Annotated in this window: 17 protein-coding genes; 16 read left to right on the top strand and 1 reads right to left on the bottom strand. The window is 28.4% G+C overall.

Features of this window, described 5'->3' with window-relative positions; translation table 11 throughout:
* Window positions 1-70 precede the first annotated feature (70 nt).
* From AC4FQ1_RS08545 to AC4FQ1_RS08490, 12 genes are all read left to right on the top strand, one after another.
* The gene (locus AC4FQ1_RS08545) at window positions 71-910 is read left to right on the top strand and encodes a Cof-type HAD-IIB family hydrolase (RefSeq protein WP_491149079.1); all 840 of its coding nucleotides are present in this window, start codon (window positions 71-73) and stop codon (window positions 908-910) included.
* 26 nt (window positions 911-936) lie between these two features.
* Window positions 937-1950 carry a spore photoproduct lyase gene (gene splB, locus AC4FQ1_RS08540; protein ID WP_491169470.1) on the top strand — a complete coding sequence of 338 codons (1014 nt, stop codon included), beginning with the start codon at window positions 937-939 and terminating at the stop codon, window positions 1948-1950.
* Window positions 1951-2133: 183 nt separating this feature from the next.
* A complete protein-coding gene (locus AC4FQ1_RS08535; protein ID WP_303130081.1) occupies window positions 2134-2595 on the top strand; it encodes a tRNA (cytidine(34)-2'-O)-methyltransferase in 462 nt (153 codons plus the stop codon).
* 20 nt (window positions 2596-2615) lie between these two features.
* The gene (locus tag AC4FQ1_RS08530; protein ID WP_491149077.1) at window positions 2616-3464 is read left to right on the top strand and encodes a DegV family protein; all 849 of its coding nucleotides are present in this window, start codon (window positions 2616-2618) and stop codon (window positions 3462-3464) included.
* Window positions 3465-3573: 109 nt separating this feature from the next.
* Window positions 3574-4647: a BMP family lipoprotein gene (locus AC4FQ1_RS08525; RefSeq protein WP_491169469.1), complete on the top strand. Its 1074-nt coding sequence runs from the start codon at window positions 3574-3576 to the stop codon at window positions 4645-4647.
* A 226-nt stretch (window positions 4648-4873) separates the two neighbouring features.
* Window positions 4874-6253 carry an RNA polymerase factor sigma-54 gene (gene rpoN / locus AC4FQ1_RS08520; RefSeq protein ID WP_491169468.1) on the top strand — a complete coding sequence of 460 codons (1380 nt, stop codon included), beginning with the start codon at window positions 4874-4876 and terminating at the stop codon, window positions 6251-6253.
* 146 nt (window positions 6254-6399) lie between these two features.
* Window positions 6400-7458, top strand: a complete 1059-nt coding sequence (locus tag AC4FQ1_RS08515) for a sugar-binding transcriptional regulator (protein ID WP_303130073.1) — start codon at window positions 6400-6402, stop codon at window positions 7456-7458.
* A gap of 53 nt (window positions 7459-7511) precedes the next feature.
* A complete protein-coding gene (gap, locus tag AC4FQ1_RS08510; protein ID WP_491149073.1) occupies window positions 7512-8513 on the top strand; it encodes a type I glyceraldehyde-3-phosphate dehydrogenase in 1002 nt (333 codons plus the stop codon).
* 113 nt (window positions 8514-8626) lie between these two features.
* Window positions 8627-9817 (top strand): phosphoglycerate kinase, encoded by a 1191-nt coding sequence (locus AC4FQ1_RS08505; protein WP_491149071.1) that lies wholly within the window; start codon window positions 8627-8629, stop codon window positions 9815-9817.
* 120 nt (window positions 9818-9937) lie between these two features.
* The gene (gene tpiA, locus AC4FQ1_RS08500) at window positions 9938-10684 is read left to right on the top strand and encodes a triose-phosphate isomerase (RefSeq protein WP_303130067.1); all 747 of its coding nucleotides are present in this window, start codon (window positions 9938-9940) and stop codon (window positions 10682-10684) included.
* 190 nt (window positions 10685-10874) lie between these two features.
* Window positions 10875-12407, top strand: coding sequence for a 2,3-bisphosphoglycerate-independent phosphoglycerate mutase (gpmI, locus tag AC4FQ1_RS08495; protein ID WP_491149069.1), 1533 nt, complete (start codon window positions 10875-10877; stop codon window positions 12405-12407).
* Window positions 12408-12599: 192 nt separating this feature from the next.
* Window positions 12600-13007, top strand: a complete 408-nt coding sequence (locus AC4FQ1_RS08490; protein ID WP_491169467.1) for a DUF2871 domain-containing protein — start codon at window positions 12600-12602, stop codon at window positions 13005-13007.
* 71 nt (window positions 13008-13078) lie between these two features.
* Here the strand turns inward: AC4FQ1_RS08490 and AC4FQ1_RS08485 are convergent, their stop codons facing one another.
* The gene (locus AC4FQ1_RS08485) at window positions 13079-13708 is read right to left on the bottom strand and encodes a hypothetical protein (protein WP_491169466.1); all 630 of its coding nucleotides are present in this window, start codon (window positions 13706-13708) and stop codon (window positions 13079-13081) included.
* Window positions 13709-14159: 451 nt separating this feature from the next.
* Here AC4FQ1_RS08485 and AC4FQ1_RS08480 point away from each other — a divergent pair, with 451 nt between their 5' ends.
* From AC4FQ1_RS08480 to AC4FQ1_RS08465, 4 genes are all read left to right on the top strand, one after another.
* A complete protein-coding gene (locus AC4FQ1_RS08480; RefSeq protein WP_491169465.1) occupies window positions 14160-14756 on the top strand; it encodes a protein kinase in 597 nt (198 codons plus the stop codon).
* Window positions 14757-14968: 212 nt separating this feature from the next.
* Window positions 14969-16264, top strand: a complete 1296-nt coding sequence (eno, locus tag AC4FQ1_RS08475; protein WP_303130208.1) for a phosphopyruvate hydratase — start codon at window positions 14969-14971, stop codon at window positions 16262-16264.
* 117 nt (window positions 16265-16381) lie between these two features.
* A complete protein-coding gene (gene secG, locus AC4FQ1_RS08470) occupies window positions 16382-16612 on the top strand; it encodes a preprotein translocase subunit SecG (protein WP_303130206.1) in 231 nt (76 codons plus the stop codon).
* 176 nt (window positions 16613-16788) lie between these two features.
* Window positions 16789-18801 carry a sodium-translocating pyrophosphatase gene (locus AC4FQ1_RS08465; RefSeq protein WP_491169464.1) on the top strand — a complete coding sequence of 671 codons (2013 nt, stop codon included), beginning with the start codon at window positions 16789-16791 and terminating at the stop codon, window positions 18799-18801.
* Window positions 18802-18829 lie beyond the last annotated feature (28 nt).

Genomic DNA, 18829 nt, shown 5'->3' with positions numbered 1-18829 from the left:
GTATTATTAAATGAAGCAAGTTATAATATATAACTTGCTTTTGTTATAGAAAGATATTGGAGATGTATATATGATTTATAAAATGGTATGTATAGATATGGATGGAACTATGCTTGGAAAGAGAAAATCTATATCAGAAGAAAATAAAATGGCTGTAAAAGAGGTTAGTAAAAGAGGAATTAAAGTAGTTGTTACAACAGGAAGGCTTTACAATAATGCAGCATATTATTCTAATCTTATTGGTGCATCAGATTTTGTAATTGCTGGAAATGGAGCTGTTATAAAGGAAAAATATAAAGATAAACCTATATTTAAAAGCGAATTAGATATAGATATTATAAAGAAATTGCTTATAGCAGCTAAAAAGTGCAAGGTTGTATTGCATTTACATACAATTGATGAAGTAATAACAAATAGTGTTTTAAGCAGTTTAATTGCAAAAATAGTTTTACCAGATATAAGAAATAGAGACTTTCCTGTAAATATTAAAGTTCTTAAAGATTTAAAAAATATTGACGATAGTATAAAAGCATATAAAGGTAAAGTAACTAAATGTATAATGTTTTCACCTTTAAAAGAAAGAACAGAATTATTTAGACGAGAAATAGATAAAATTCAAGGAATAACATATTACTGTTCAGGGGGAAGAAGTATAGAAATAAATAAAATAGGTGTTTCAAAAGGAAATGCTGTAAAAATGTTAGCTAAATATTATGGCATTAGAAGAGAAGAAATAATTTGTATAGGTGATAATGAAAATGATATATCAATGATAGAATATGCTGGACTTGGTATAGCTATGGGAAATGGAATTCCAGAGCTTAAAGAGAAAGCAAATTATATAACAGATACAAATATAAATGATGGAGTTAGAAAAGCATTAGAAAAATTTATATTAAATAAGAGATAGAGAAATACTATTATAGAGGTGATTTTATGTTTAATCCATCTAAAATAGTATTTGATGAGAAATCATTACAATATCCTTTAGGCAAAAAATTATTAGAGAAATTTAAAAAAGAAAATAAAAATATAGTAATAAATAAAGGTGGCAGAGTTACTGGTAAAAAAGGAGAAACACCGATACAAAGTTTTGTATCTGGGAAGAAAACTTTAGTTATAGCAGTTAGAAAAATAACTGAATTTCAAAGTTGTAAGCCATCTGCTCACTATCAATTACCATTATTAAGTGGATGTAGTGGTATGTGTGAATATTGTTATTTAAATACTCAGCTTGGAAAGAGACCATCAAGTAGAATATATGTAAATATAGATGAGATTTTAAATAAAGCATTAAAATATATAGAAGAAAGAAAGCCTGCTATAACTGTATTTGAAGGTGCTGCAACATCAGATCCAATACCTGTTGAAGAATATACTGGTTCTATGAAACGTGCCATAGAATTTTTTGGAGAAAATGAATATAGTTTATTTAGATTTGTAACTAAATTTAAAGATATAGATTCATTAATTGGTGCTAAGCATAATGGAAGAACAACAATAAGATTTAGTCTAAATACAAATAAAATTATAAATGAATTTGAAAGAGGAACCGACTGCTTTGAAGAAAGAATAAAAGGAGCTAAAAAGTTGTACAATGACGGATATAAAATTGGTTTTATAATAGCTCCTGTATTTTTATATGATAATTATAAAGATGAATATTTAGATTTAATAAAAAGAATTGGAAATGAGTTTAATGATAAAGAAAGAAAAATTGAAATAGAAGTAATAACTCATAGGTATACAGAGAGAGCTAAAAATCAAATATTAAGTGTTTATCCAAAATCAAAACTTCCAATGGATAAAGAAAATAGAACTTTAAAATATGGTCAATTTGGTTATACAAAGTATGTTTATAACAAGGAAACATTAGAAGAAGTTAAAAGCTTTTTTGAAGAAAATTTAAAAAAATATATTAGTAATTGTATAATAAAGTATATTATTTAAAAAATAATTTTATAGCATTTAAATTAAAATATTAATATTATAGAGAGGTTTAAATTCTTTGACTAAAGAGAATGGATGTAGTATTATTTTTATTATAAGTTTAAAGATAAACTTTTGAAAGCTTAAGATGAATGTGAATTCATCTTCTTTTTTCTGTTTATATGATTATGGAAGGTGATTTTTTTGAATTTAAATATAGTTATGTATCAACCAGAGATACCACAAAATACTGGAAATATAGCAAGAACTTGTGTTTTAACTGGATCTAAGTTACATTTAATAAAGCCTTTAGGATTTGATATAAGTTCAAAACAAGTAAAAAGAGCAGGTCTTGATTACTGGGATGAATTACAACTTGAGGTACATGAAAGTTATGAAGAGTTCATGAAAAAGTATGGGGATAAAAAAATATATTTAGCAACAACTCATGGTGGAGAACATTATGATGAAATTAAGTTTAATGAAGGGGATTTTATTATGTTTGGAAGGGAAACTTGTGGAGTGCCGGAAGATGTTCATAATGCTCATGAAGGATTAAGAGTACCTATGATTAAGACAAGTACTAGAAGTTTAAATCTTTCAAATACAGTTGCTATTGTTGCATATGAAGCATTAAGACAGATGGGATTTCCTAATATGAAATAAAATAAAGGGGGACTGAGTGAATGGAAAAGATTAAAATTATAACAGATAGTACCGTTGATTTACCAAAAGAGCTTTTGAGTGAATTGGATATTGAGGTATTACCAGTTCTTATAAATTTTGGAGAAGAAAGTTATCTAGATGGTGTTGAAATAACATTAGATGAGGTATTCAAAAGAATAGATGAAGGTGATGTATTTCCAACAACAGGTCAGATTACTCCAAATAGATTTGTGGAAACATATAAAAAATATATTGATGAAGGTTACAAAGTTTTAGCTGTGTTAATGTCATCAGGTATGAGTGGAACATATCAATCAGCATGTGTTGCAAAACAAATGTTAGAGACAGATGATGTATATATTGTAGATTCGCAAACAATAACAGCTGGACTTGGTATTTTAGTTTTAAAAGCAGCAAAGCTTAGAGATAGTGGATTAAAAATAGAGGAAATAGTAAATGAATTAGAAGAAGTAAAACCATATATAAATAGTTCATTAAGTTTTGACTCTTTAGATAATTTAGTTAAAGGTGGAAGACTTCCAAAAGCTGTAAGTGTTGTTACAGGAATGCTTGGAATAAAACTTATACTTGAAGTTAAAGATGGAGTTATGGATGTAAAAGGTAAAGTAAGAGGACCTAAAAAAGCGGTTAAGAGAATTATAAGTGATATGGAAGAACTTGTTCCAAGAAAAGATATGCCAGTACTTTTAGTAGATGTTAATTATGATGAAATAACTCAGCCTCTTAAAGAATATTTAGAAAGCAATAATATTGATTATATAGAAGGACCTGTTGGATGTTCAGTAGGAATACATTCAGGAAATAAAGCAGGTGGATTATTTTTTATAAGTGAAAAATTAAATAAATAAAATATATTTAAATAAAAGAAGCATCAATTTTGATGCTTCTTTTATTTTGTATTAAAAAATATTTTTAGGAAAAGATAAAATTGATAAATTTTATAGAGGTGAGAAATTTATGGATAAAATAAATAAAAATAGAGAAATCTCAGTATTACTGTTATTATTGATAAGTTTATATTTAATTATGTTAGTAGGGGGATGTAAAAATGGAGCAGGATTGGTGCATAGAGGAAAGATAAATGTTGCCCTTATGGCTCAAGATTTTAATGATAAATCATTTGGATTCCTTGCTAAGAAGGGTGCTGATGAAGCAAAGGAGAAATATGATATAGCAACAGAATATGTAGAGTTTTCATCTCAAGTTGAAGGAAGCAATGAGGGAATTGATAATTTACTTAGAAAAACAATAGGAGATACAGCAATGGTAATATGTATGGGAAGGGAAACAAAAGGGGCTGTAGAGAAGGTTGCAAGAGAAAGAAGAGATAAAAGCTTTGCAATAATAGATTCTAAAGTTGAAGAAGCTAATGTTAAATCTATATTATTTAAGCATCAAGAAGGAGCATTTTTAATGGGGATAGTCGCCGGAGGAGAAACAAAAGCTAATAATGTAGGGTTTGTAGGGGCTTTAAATGATGAGAAGGGATTAGAATTTTGCAATGGTTATATAGCGGGTGTAAAAACTGTAAATGAAAAGGCTGCAGAAGGATTAATAGACGGAATAAATACTAGATTTATTCAAACTTATTCAGATGAAAAAAAAGGATATGAGAAAGCTATAGAATTGTATGATCAAGGTTGTGATATATTATTTCAAGCATGTGGAAAAGCAGGATTGGGAGTGTTTAAAGCTGCTAAAGAAAGAGGAAAGTTGGCTATCGGTATAGACGTAGATCAAAAGATAGAACTTCCAGAATATAAAGACCAAATAATATCATCAATGATTAAAAAAGTTGATAAATCCGTATTAAAAGCTTGTAAAGAAATTAAAGAGGGAAGTTTTAAAAGTGGTATAGATAATCTTGAAGAATACGGAGTAAAAGAAGAAATAATAGATTATGCGCCTTCAACAGAACAAAGTGTATCTAACAAAACTATGGAAAACTTAAAAAAATATAAAGAGATGATAAAAAATGGAGAATTACAAATACCAAAAAAATTATATGAAGTTATAGAATTTAAAGCGTAATAATATATAAATAAGTAGATATGTCAGAAAACAATTACAATTTAGTTTGTAAGTAAATTAGTATATGATATAATAATTTAAAAAGAATATTGCTTAGAGTTAATTTAGATGGAGAATAACTCCATCTAAATTAGTTTATATTAAATCATATTAAATTTTTACATATTAAGAAGAGTTAGATTGTAATTTTTTATAGTAATAAATGTGTGTAGAGAAGGGTGATATTATGAAGATGGAGTATTCTATGAATCTTACGCAAGAGCAAAGATTAGTTATGACACAAGAAATGCAAATGTCTATAAAAATGCTTCAAATGTCAGTAAATGATTTAAGAGAATACATAGATAAAGAATTTGAGGAAAATCCAATATTGGACATAAAAGATACAAGTCAGGAAAAGTCTTCAATAAGTGAAGAAAAATTTATGGACAAGTATGATTATAAAGAAATGATAAAATACTTTGAGTTTGATAATTATGGAGCTCAAAGTTATGGAAATTATGATAATGATGAATTATCCCCATTTAATTTTATATCTGAAAAAAAATCACTAAAAGAATATTTACATGAACAACTAATGGAAGTTTATATAGATGAATATACACTAGAAATCGGAGATTATATAATAGAAAATTTAGATCATAGGGGATATTTAGAATGTGATTTAAAGCAAATATGCAATGAACTTAAAATAAGTGAAGAAAAAGGTGAAGAAGTCTTAAAAATAGTGCAAGATCTTGAGCCTTACGGTATAGGAGCTAGAAATATAAAAGAGTGTTTACTTATTCAATTAAACAAATTAGCTTTAGATGATGACATTATAGTAAAAATGGTTGAAGAAAATCTTGAAGATATAGCTGAAAATAGATACGGAGTTATTGCTAAAAAGTTAAATATATCACCTAGAGAAGCACAAAGATATGGAGATATAATAAAAAGGTTAGAACCAAAACCATCAAGAGGATTTTATACTGGGGAAGAAGTGAAATTTATCATTCCAGATGCAGCTATAAGAGAATTAGATGGTGAATTTATAATAATAATGAATGATAGTGTTGTACCTAAGTTATCAATAAATAAAACTTATAAAGATGTATTAACTGATAATGATGAAATTGCATCAAATTATGTAAAGGATAGGCTTAATAAAGCTCTATTTTTAATAAAGAGTATAGAACAAAGAAGAAGCACCTTATATAAAGTTTTAGAAATAATAATAAGAAAACAAAGAGAATACTTTGAAAAAGGATATAATTTTTTAAAGCCTATGACTTTAAAAGAAATTGCAGAAGAATTGCAAGTTCATGAATCAACAATAAGTAGAGCAGTTAAAGATAAATACGTATTAACTGATAGAGGAACAGTTAGAATAAAGGATTTATTTACAACAAGCATTTCTTCATTAAATAGTGAGGATACAGGAGTTATAAAAATAAAAAATAAAATAAAAGAAATTATAGAATCAGAAGATAAAAAGAAGCCTTATTCAGATCAAAATATAAGTGATAAATTAAAAGAAAATGGTATGAATATATCAAGAAGAACTGTGGCAAAATACAGAGAGGAAATGCAAATAAGGTCCTCAAGCAAGAGAAAAAGATTATAAATATAAAATAAAATATTTAATTAAATATAAAACAAAACGTTAAATTAGGGATAAAAATGAAAAAAAATAAAATTTATACTTTAAAAATTAGTTAATATAACTTATAATAAGATTGTGGGACAAAAACATTAAGTATGGGACGCTTTATGACCAAAGGAGTGTTGAAGTTGCAGGAAATATTAAAGCTACAGAAAAAGATAGTTCCTGAACTTATAGAGGTACTCGAGAAAAGGTACAATATATTAAGGACTATATTTTTAAATCAGCCTATAGGAAGAAGAGTTTTAGCTAATGAACTTTTACTTAGTGAAAGGGTAGTTAGAACAGAAGTAAGTTTTCTTAAAGGTCAAGGATTAATACAAATTAACACAGCAGGTATGAATGTAACAAGTGCTGGTGAAGAGATAGTTGATAAACTAAGTGAATTTATTCATGAAGTTAGAGGATTATCAGAAATAGAAAAAGGAATTAAGACAGCTCTAAATTTAAAAGATGTTATAGTAGTACCTGGGGATATAAATGTTAATCAATCAGTACTTAAAGATATTGGTAAAGCAGCGTCTAATTACTTAAGAAAGATAATAAAAGCCAATTCAATTATTGCGCTAACTGGAGGAACTTCAGTTAAGGAAGTTGTTGAAGCTTTTGGAAGTATAAGAAATGTTCCAAATGTTTTAGTAGTTCCAGCAAGAGGTGGACTTGGTAGAAATGTAGAAACACAAGCTAATACATTAGTAGCATTACTTGCTAAGAAAACTAATGGAACTTATAAGATGCTTCATGTACCAGAAAGTGTTAGTTTAAAGGTTTTAAATTCTTTAAAAGAAGAAGACTCTATAAAAGATGTAGTAGATAGTATACACAATGCTGATATATTTATATATGGTGTTGGTGATGCTTTTGAAATGGCTAAAAAAAGAGGTCTTACTGAAGAAAGTGTAAAAAAACTAACAGAACTCAATGCTGTAGGAGAAGCATTTGGATGTTATTTTGATAAAAATTCAACAGTGGTTTCAAGTACAACCGCTATTGGAATAAATATAGATGAAGCCAGAAAAATTAACACGCATATTGTCGTGGCTGGTGGAAAAAATAAAGTTGAGCCGATTATAGCGACTCAAAAAAATAATGAAAATGGTGTTTTAATCACCGATGAAGCTACTGCAAGATCTATCTTAGATATTTTAAGCAGTTGTAACAATTAATTTGTTTATAAAAAAATTTTTTATAAAAGCTATTTTTAGGAGGTATTTACATTATGGTAAATGTAGCAATTAATGGATTTGGAAGAATAGGAAGATTAGCGTTAAGATTAATGATCAACAACCCAGAATTTAACGTTGTTGCAATCAATGACTTAACAGATGCTAAAATGTTAGCTCACTTATTCAAGTATGACTCAGCACAAGGAAGATTTGATGGAGAAATCGAAGTTAAAGAAGGAGCTTTCGTAGTAAACGGAAAAGAAATCAAAGTTACTGCAAATGCTAACCCAGCTGAATTACCATGGGGAGAATTAGGAGTAGACATCGTATTAGAATGTACTGGATTCTTCGCTTCAAAAGAAAAAGCTTCAGCTCATATCGAAGCAGGTGCTAAGAAAGTTGTTATATCAGCTCCAGCTGGAAACGACCTTCCAACAGTTGTATTCAACGTAAACAACGAAATATTAAAAGCAGAAGACACAGTTATTTCAGGTGCTTCATGTACAACTAACTGTTTAGCTCCAATGGCTAAAGTATTAAATGATTCATTTGGATTAAAAGAAGGATTCATGACTACAATCCACGCTTACACAAATGACCAAAACACTTTAGATGCTCCACACAGAAAAGGAGATTTAAGAAGAGCTAGAGCTGCTGCAGGATCAATCATTCCTAACTCAACAGGAGCTGCTAAAGCAATCGGATTAGTTATCCCAGAATTAGCTGGAAAATTAGACGGAAACGCTCAAAGAGTTCCAGTAATCACTGGTTCATTAACTGAATTAGTATGTGTACTTGACAAGAAAGTAACTGCTGAAGAAATAAACGCTGCAATGAAAGCTGCTGCAAATGAATCATTCGGATACACTGAAGATCCAATAGTATCAGCTGACGTTATCGGAATTAGCTTCGGATCATTATTCGATGCAACTCAAACAAAAATCATGGAAGTTAACGGAGAACAATTAGTTAAAGTTGCTTCATGGTACGACAACGAAATGTCATACACTAACCAATTAATCAGAACTTTAGGATACTTCGCTAACTTAAAGTAGTCTATTAATTAGATAGTAAACATAAAGTTTTATAAGTCTGGTTTTGTAGTATAAGGCTATAAGGCCAGACTATTTTAAAATATAGGTATAATTTATTTTAAGAGGTGAAAAGAATGAACTTCAATAAAAAGACTATAGAAGATATCAATGTAAAAGGTAAAAAAGTTTTAGTAAGATGTGACTTTAACGTACCACTAAAAGATGGTGTTATAACTGATGAAAATAGATTAAACGGAGCACTTCCAACTATCAAATATTTAGTTGACAATGGTGCTAAAGTTATTCTTTGTTCACATATGGGTAAACCAAAGGGAGAACCAAAGCCAGAATTATCATTAGCACCAGTTGCTAAGAGATTAAGTGAAATGCTTGGAAAAGAAGTTGTTTTTGCAGCTGACAACAATGTTGTTGGAGAAAATGCTAAAAAAGCAGTAGCTGAAATGAAAGACGGAGACGTTGTTTTATTAGAAAACACTAGATATAGAAAAGAAGAAACTAAAAATGGAGAAGAATTCTCAAAAGAATTAGCTTCACTTGCTGAAATTTTTGTAAATGATGCTTTCGGAACAGCACACAGAGCTCACTGTTCAACAGTTGGTGTTACTGATTTCATAGATACAGCTGTATGTGGATACTTAATCCAAAAAGAATTAAAATTCTTAGGAGATGCTGTTGAAAATCCAGAAAGACCATTTGTAGCAATCTTAGGAGGAGCTAAAGTTTCAGATAAAATTGCAGTTATAAATAACCTTTTAGATAAAGTTGATACTTTAATAATAGGTGGAGGAATGGCTTATACATTCTTAAAAGCTCAAGGATTTGAAGTTGGAACTTCATTAGTTGAAGAAGACAGAATTGAATATGCTAAAGAAATGATTGAAAAAGCTAAAGCTAAGGGAGTTAATTTCTTATTACCAGTAGATCACAGAGTAGCTACAGAATTTAAAGATGTAGAAGCTACTATTACTGAAGATCAAAACATTCCAGCTGGAAGCATGGGATTAGATATTGGACCAAAAACAGAAAAATTATATGCTGATGCAATTAAAGATGCTAAAACAGTTATTTGGAATGGACCAATGGGAGTATTCGAATTCGAAAACTTCAACAAAGGTACAATTGCAGTAGCTAAGGCTATGGCTGATTCAAATGCTACAACTATAATTGGTGGTGGAGATTCAGCTGCAGCTGTAAATATATTAGGATTTGGAGATAAGATGACTCATATCTCAACTGGTGGTGGAGCATCACTTGAATTCTTAGAAGGTAAGGTATTACCAGGAATAGATGCTTTAAATAGCTAATAAGCTGCCTAAATAGTTTTTATAAATAAATATTGCCACTCTTTATAGAGAAAAAAAAGAGTGGCTCTATGTTTTATTAAATTTGGTTAAAAACATTAAATAAATTTAGAGGTGATTTTAATGAGAAAAGCAATAATCGCAGGAAACTGGAAAATGCACAAAACTCCAGCAGAAGCTGTAGAGTTCATTAACGAATTTAAACCATTAGTAAAGGATGCTACTTGTGATGTAGTTCTTTGCCCAACATTCGTATGTTTAGAAGCTGCTGTAAATGCTGCTAAAGGATCAAATGTTAAAATAGCTGCACAAAACATGCACTTTGAAGAAAGTGGAGCTTTCACAGGAGAAGTTGCTCCAGGAATGCTTGAAGCTATGGGTGTTGAATACGTAGTAATCGGACACAGTGAAAGAAGAGAATACTTCAACGAAACTGATGAAACTTGTAACAAAAAAGTTAAAGCTGCACTTAAGCACAACATAACTCCAATCCTTTGCTGTGGAGAAACTTTAGAGCAAAGAGAATCAGGAAAATATGTAGAAGTTTTAGCAGGACAAATCAAAGCTGATTTAGAAGGATTAACTAAAGAAGAAGCAGAAAAAGTTGTTATAGCTTATGAACCAATTTGGGCTATCGGAACTGGAAAAACTGCTACATCAGAACAAGCAAACGAAACTATAGCTTCAATCAGAAAAGTTGTAGCTGAAATGTTCGGACAAGAAGTTGCTGATAAAGTAAGAATTCAATATGGTGGATCAGTTAAGCCAGCTACAATAAAAGAGCAAATGGCTCAATCAGATATCGATGGAGCTTTAGTTGGAGGAGCTAGCTTAGTAGCTTCAGACTTTGCTCAAATCGTTAACTACTAATATTAATTAACTTATTAATATTTAGAATTAACATAAAAGGCAATAGTCATGATTGAATAATAGCAATTCTTTCATACTATTGCTTTTTATTGTTTGTATTATTATATTGTAGTATAATATAAATGAAAAAAGTAGAGTATAATAGTAATATTTTTATTATTTATTAAAGTAAATAAATGGAGGTAGAGTAATGGCAAAGAAACCAGTAATGTTAATGATACTAGATGGTTTTGGAATAGCAGAAGCTTCAGAAGGTAATGCTGTTTCATTAGCTAAAAAACCAAATTTTGATAGATTAGTGAAGGAATACCCACATTCAATGTTACAAGCTTCAGGAATGGCGGTAGGTCTTCCAGAAGGACAAATGGGTAACTCAGAAGTTGGGCATTTAAATATAGGTGCAGGTAGAATAGTATACCAAGAGCTTACAAGAATAACTAAGGCAATAGCTGATGGTGAATTCTTTAAAAATGAAGAATTATTAAAAGCTATGAAAAATGCTAAAGAAAATAATTCAGCATTACACTTAATGGGATTATTATCAAATGGTGGAGTTCATTCACATATAGATCACTTAAAAGGACTTTTAGAGTTTGCTAAAAAAGAAGGACTTCAAAAAGTTTATGTTCATGCATTTATGGATGGTAGAGATGTTGCACCTTCATCAGGTAAAGAATTTATAGAAAAAACTGAAGCTATGATGAAGGAAGTTGGAGTAGGTCAAATAGCTACAATTAGTGGTAGATACTACGCAATGGATAGAGATAATAGATGGGAAAGAGTTGAACTTGCATATAATGCAATAGTTAAAGGTACTGGTGAAACTGCAAACAGTGCAGTAGAAGCTATAGAAAAATCATACCATGATAATAAAACTGATGAATTTGTATTACCAACAGTAATATTAGAAGATGGACACCCAACTACAACAGTTAAAAGTGGAGATTCAGTAATATTCTTTAACTTTAGACCTGATAGAGCTAGAGAACTTACAAGAGCTTTAACTCAAAAAGATTTTGATGGATTTAATGCTGAAAAGTTACAATTAACTTTTGTTACAATGACTCAATATGATAAAACTTTTGAAGGAGTTAATGTAGCATTTAAAGCTCAAACATTAACTAATACTTTAGGAGAGTTTGTTGCAAATAAAGGATTAAATCAATTAAGAATAGCAGAAACAGAAAAATATGCTCACGTAACATTCTTCTTTAATGGTGGAGTAGAAAAGCCAAATGAAAATGAAGATAGAGCATTAATAGCTTCACCAAAGGTTGCTACATATGATTTAAAACCAGAAATGAGTGCATATGAAGTAACAGAAGAGTTAATTAAGAGAATAGATAGTGATAAATATGATATGATTATATTAAACTATGCTAATCCTGATATGGTAGGACACACAGGAGTAATTCCAGCTGCTGTTAAAGCTATTGAAACTGTAGATGAATGTTTAGGTAAAGTTGCAGATAAGATATTAGAAAAAGACGGATCATTATTTATAACTGCAGACCACGGAAATGCAGAAACAATGATAGATTTCTCAACAGGAAATCCATTTACAGCTCATACAACTGATCCAGTTCCATTTGTTTGGGTTTCAAATCATTCAAAAGGAAAATCTTTAGAAGATGGTAAATTATCAGATATAGCACCAACTATGCTTAAAGAAATGGGTATAGATAAACCAGAAGAAATGACTGGACATTCATTAATAAAATAATGTTTAGTAATAAATAATTATAAATAAAATTATGGAACTCACAATATTTATTGTGGGTTCTATTTTTATATAAATATATTTTATATTATATTTTAGTTTTAAATATTAAAAATAAATCTTTTATATATTATTTAATATAAAAATATAGTAAAATAAAATATATTAAATAATAATTAATATTTAGGAGGAGTTATGAAGAAGTTAATAAATACATCATTTATTTATGCAATATTAGCTTTAGCATCTGGGGTTTTTTATCGTGAATTTACAAGAATGTTTGATTATGTAGGAAAAACTACATTATCAGTTATGCATGTACATTTATTTGTAATGGGAAGTTTGGTATTTTTGTTGCTTGTATTATTTGAAAAACAATTTAAAATAACTGAAAATAGATTTTTTAATAAGTTCTTTCTAACATACAATATTGGACTAGCTTTCATGTTTATAATGTTTATTTGGAGAGGAATAGATCAAGTTTTATTATTAAATGGAGGGGCTATGATTTCAGGAATAGCTGGTCTTTCTCACATATTATTTTCTATTGGAATTATAATGATGTTTATTCTTCTAAAAAAAGAAGTAGTAAAAGAAAAATAATATATTAAATAAATAAAAAACAACGATTTTAAATCTATCGTTGTTTTTTTTATGTTTAAACTAAATTTAATTTAAAATAATTTAAATTTAGTTTGAACTCCAAGTTTTAAAGTATCATTTACTATCTCAAAAAAATTTAAAGTTATATTGTAATTATCTTTTAATTTAAGTATTATATCAGAATTAGCTTTATCAACATCTATTGCATTATTACTTGTTAAATTATTAAATATAATGTTTTTATTAATATTTATAAATCCAAGTTTACCACCTTCATAATGAAGTATTCCATTACCATTTTTAGAAAAACAAGAAAAAGTAAGTTTTGCTTCTAAAGGTATGTTTAAATATTTAAATTGTATATAAAGATTTAAATATTTTCCATCAATTAAAACTTTTAATCCTTCTATTTTATCATTTATGTTAGGATCATTTTGTATAGCAAGTATGGCTAAATTAGTTAAATCAACATCAGAAAGTTCTATATTTGATTTTGTTACAATTTCTTTTAAAGAAAAATTTAAGTCATTTGGAATAAGCTTTAGTGCTACTTCTAATGGGTCAACTTTTATCTCTGAAGTTATAGGTGTAACTGGAACCTTTGGTTTAAATGAAAATTGATATAAAGAAAAAGCTCCAAGTATTATTACAATTAATATTATAATAGGTATTAAAATAACTTTGCTTTTATTTTTTGACATAATATCAAGTCTCCTTTAAATTAGCTATATATGTTTATGATAACATAAATTAAATATCTTAAATTTTAATATTATAAAAATAATAGCTAAATATATAAAAGTATTTTATATATTTTTAAAATAAATTATTTCAAATTTAAACTTTATATTTTCTAGTTGTCTTATTTTGTATATCTACCTTCTAATATATAATTTAGAATTTTTATATATTTCTAAATTAATATTTTTATATGCTTTAAAACATAAAAAATAATTATAAAAATGATAAATTAATTTTTATATAGTTATTTTTTAATATTAAATTTTTAAATAATAATTATAATAATATTATTATTTAATTTAATTAAAAGATAAATAAATGTACATATATTTAAATAATTTTATAAATTATCACAATAAAAAATAACTTTAATATTATGATAGTAAGAAATAATATAATTAGGATACTAAAATGAGAAAAAATTATGATTATTCAGTTTGTTTTGATAAGAAAACAGAAGAATTATTTAAAAAGTCAACCTATTTAGGTCAAGGAAATAACGGAATAGTATTTGAACTTCCAGAAAATAAGATAATAAAAATATTCCAAAAGGAAAAAATATGTAAAGCAGAGGCTAATACATTAATTAAATGTAAAAAATCAAAATACTTTCCTAAAATTTATTCATCAGGTTCATTGTATATTATAAGAGAAAAAGTAAACGGTGTACGTTTAGATAAGTACATAAAGAGAAATGGTTTAAGTAAAGAATTAACAAAAGAAATATATAAACTATTAAAAGAATTTAAAAAGCTTAAATTTACTAAATTAGATACAAGATGTAGAGATGTATATGTAACAAAAGATTTTAAACTTATGATGATAGATCCAAAAGGATGTTACAGTAGGAAAGTAGATTTTCCAAGACATTTAATGAAAAAACTTAATAAACTTGGAGTATTAAATACTTTTTTAGATAATATTAATGAGATAGACTCTAAATCAGCAAAGTATTGGAAAATTCAACTTGATAAATATTTTAAGAAGGAAAATATAGAATATTTATAAAGTATAAAAAGTCCTATTAGGGCTTTTTATACTTTATAAATAAAAAATAAACTAATATTGTATTATAAAAATAGATATAATGTTAATAAAAATGAAATAAAATATCAGTTGATTGACATTATCAATAAAAGAGTTATAATATATATATAAATAAAAGATATCAAACTTGTAAATAATATTTAGGGTAATAGATTTAAAGGAGGAGATTACATATGAAACAATATGTAGAAATAGTAGATATAGTAGCAAGAGAAATTTTAGACTCAAGATCATTTCCAACAGTTGAAGTTGAAGTATATTTAGAAGATGGAACAATAGGAAGGGCAGCAGTGCCATCAGGTGCATCAACAGGTATATTTGAAGCTGTAGAACTTAGAGATGGAGATAAAGAAAGATTTAATGGTAAAGGTGTTTTAAATGCAGTTAAAAATGTAAATGACACAATTGCAGATGAACTTATTGGCCTTAATGCATTAGATCAAACATTTATAGATAAAACTTTAATAGAGTTAGATGGAACTAAAAATAAAGGAAAACTTGGAGCTAATGCTATACTTGGAGTATCACTTGCAGTAGCAAGAGCAGCAGCTGAATATTTAGGATTACCTTTATATCAATATGTTGGTGGAGTAAATGCAAAAGTTTTACCAGTACCAATGATGAATATTATAAATGGTGGAGAACATGCTGATAACTCAGTAGACCTTCAAGAATTTATGATTATGCCAGCTGGAGCATGTGATTTTAGAGAAGCATTAAGAATGTGTTCAGAAGTATATCATGCTCTTAAAAAGTTATTAAATGAAAAAGGATATTCAACAGGTGTGGGTGACGAAGGTGGATTTGCACCAAACTTAAAATCAAATGAAGAAGCAATTGAAGTTATAATTGAAGCAATCGAAAAAGCTGGATTTAAACCAGGAAAAGATATATTTATTGCTTTAGACCCAGCTTCATCAGAATTCTTTGAAGATGGTAAATATGTATTAAAACATGAAGGAAAAACACTAACACCAGAAGAAATGGTTGGATTTTATGAAAACTTAGTAAATAAATATCCAATTATATCAATAGAAGATGGTATGGCAGAAGAAGATTACGAAGGTTGGAAAATCATGACTGAAAGATTAGGAAATAAGATACAATTAGTTGGTGATGATTTATTCGTAACAAATACTGAAAGATTAAAAATGGGTATTGAAAAAGGAATTGCAAACTCAATACTTATAAAACTTAACCAAATTGGTACATTAACAGAAACATTAGATGCTATTGAAATGGCAAATAGAGCTGGATATACAGCAGTAATTTCACATAGATCAGGAGAAACAGAAGATACAACAATTTCAGATTTAGTTGTAGCTGTAAATGCAGGTCAAATTAAGACTGGTGCACCAGGAAGATCAGAAAGAGTTGCTAAGTATAACCAATTATTAAGAATAGCAGAAGAACTTGATGATGTAGCTCAATATAGAGGAATGGATGCTTTCTTTAATATAAAAAAATAGTATAAACGTATTTTTGTATAAATTTTCAAGATGAGTATAGAAATAAATTTTTCTTTATGATATACTTATTAAGTTAAATAGTATAAAATTAGCGTTTAGATATTAGGAGGTGTTCCCATGCAAACAGCTTTATTAGTACTTGAGGTTATACTTGGAATTATTGTTGTTGTATCAGTACTTATGCAACCAAGTAAGTCTGATGCATTAAGCGGACTTATTCAAGGAAGTAACAACGATACTTTCTTCTCAAGAAATAAATCAAGAACAAAAGAAGTTATGTTAGAGAGAGTAACAATAGTAAGTATGTTACTATTTGCTATAAACACAATGGTTTTAAATATGATATAACATGTGTGGGAATCACAAGTTAAACTTTAATCTGATACAAACTTAAGTTTGTATCAGATTTTTTTATTATATAAAAATTTTAAAAAATATAAGTATTAAATTCTAATAATCATACAAAACTCATAGGTATATATTAGTATAATTTATGCTAAAACATACTTAAGTGAGGTGTAAATATGAATATTTTAATATTACCATTGCTCTGTGGAATTATATCATTAATAGTATTATTCATTATGAAAAGTAGGATTATAAAAAAAGATGATGGAAATGAAAAGATGAGGGAAATTGCATCACATATCGAAGAAGGTGCTATGGCATTTATAAAAAAAGAGTATAAGTATCTTTCAATATTTGTTGTATGCATTTTTATACTCATTTTTATTTTTTTAAATTATAAAACAGCTATATCATTTTTAGTTGGAGCAATATTTTCTATGATAGCTGGATATATTGGTATGAGGACAGCTGTTAAAGCAAATGTAAGAACAGCAAGTGCAGCAACACATGGAATGAAGGAGGCGTTAGGAATAGCATTTTCAGGTGGTGCTGTTATGGGGCTTTCTGTTGTTGGACTTGGGATTTTGGGGTTAACAGTATTTGCATATATATTTGATTTAAATGCAGAATATATAACTGGTTTTGGTCTTGGAGCTTCATCAATAGCTCTTTTTGCAAGAGTTGGTGGAGGAATATATACAAAAGCCGCAGATGTTGGTGCAGATTTGGTTGGTAAAGTTGAGGCGGGAATACCAGAGGATGACCCAAGAAATCCAGCTGTAATAGCTGATAATGTTGGTGATAATGTTGGTGATGTGTGTGGAATGGGAGCAGATCTTTTTGAATCTTATGTAGGTTCTATAATATCTGCAATAACTTTAGGTTCTGTACTTTCTGTTTCGTTAGGAAAGGAAGCTATATTATATCCATTAGTACTTGCTGGAGTTGGAATTTTATCATCACTTATAGGAATGTATATAGTAAAATCTTATAAAGGAAATGAGCCGCAAAAAGCTCTTAATTTAGGTAGTTTTTTATCAGGATTTATAGCACTTATATTAAGTTTAATAACTTCTTTATATTTGTTTTCTAGCTTAAAGTTATTTATACCTGTTTTAGTTGGAGTATGTGTTGGACTTTTAATTGGAAAAATTACAGAAGTTTATACATCTTCAGATTATAAATCAGTTAAGTTTATAGCTAAAGAAAGTGAAACAGGAGCTGCAACTAATATAATAGCAGGATTAGCAGTTGGGATGAAATCAACAGTTATACCAATACTTTTAATTGTTATTGGAATATTAATATCTTATTTCTTTACAGGAGGTTCAGAAAATTCAATATTAGGGTTATACTCTATAGCTATTTCTGCTGTAGGAATGCTTTCAACAACGGCTATAACTGTTGCAGTTGATGCTTATGGACCGATTGCTGATAATGCAGGTGGAATAGCTGAAATGAGTGAATTAGATGAAAGTGTTAGAGAAATTACAGATAAATTAGATTCAGTTGGTAATACAACAGCTGCCATTGGAAAGGGATTTGCAATAGGTTCAGCTGCTCTTACAGCATTAGCTCTTTTTGCATCATATACCCAAGCTGTTAATTTAGAAACAATAAATTTATTAAATCCATTAACCTTAGTTGGTGTTTTAATTGGTGGTATGCTTCCTTTTTTATTTGGAGCTTTAATAATGCAATCAGTTGGTAAAGCGGCTGGTGAAATGGTTGAAGAAGTAAGGAGACAATTTAAGGAAAAGCCAGGTCTATTAAAAGGAATAGAAAAGCCTGATTATTCAACTTGTGTTGAAATATCAACAAGAGCAGCTCTTAGAGAAATGATAATACCAGGAATAATAGCTGTTTTATCTCCAATAGTTGTTGGATTATTATTAGGTAAAGAGGCCCTTGCTGGATTGATTGCAGGAGGAGTTATAACTGGAGTGATGATGGCTATATTAATGTCAAATGCAGGTGGAGCATGGGATAATGCTAAAAAATATATTGAAGGAGGAGCTTGTGGAGGAAAAGGAAGCGACTCTCATAAGGCTGGAGTAGTTGGAGATACTGTAGGAGATCCTTTTAAAGATACTTCAGGACCAAGTATGAATATATTAATTAAACTTATGACAATAGTTGCAGTTGTATTTGCTCCACTTATAGTTGAATTTGGAGGAATATTATTTTAGATTTTATAAACTTATAATTAGTATTTAA

Source organism: Clostridium sp. TJA020 (assembly GCF_058310295.1).
This window is presented reverse-complemented; position numbering and strand designations above follow the sequence as displayed.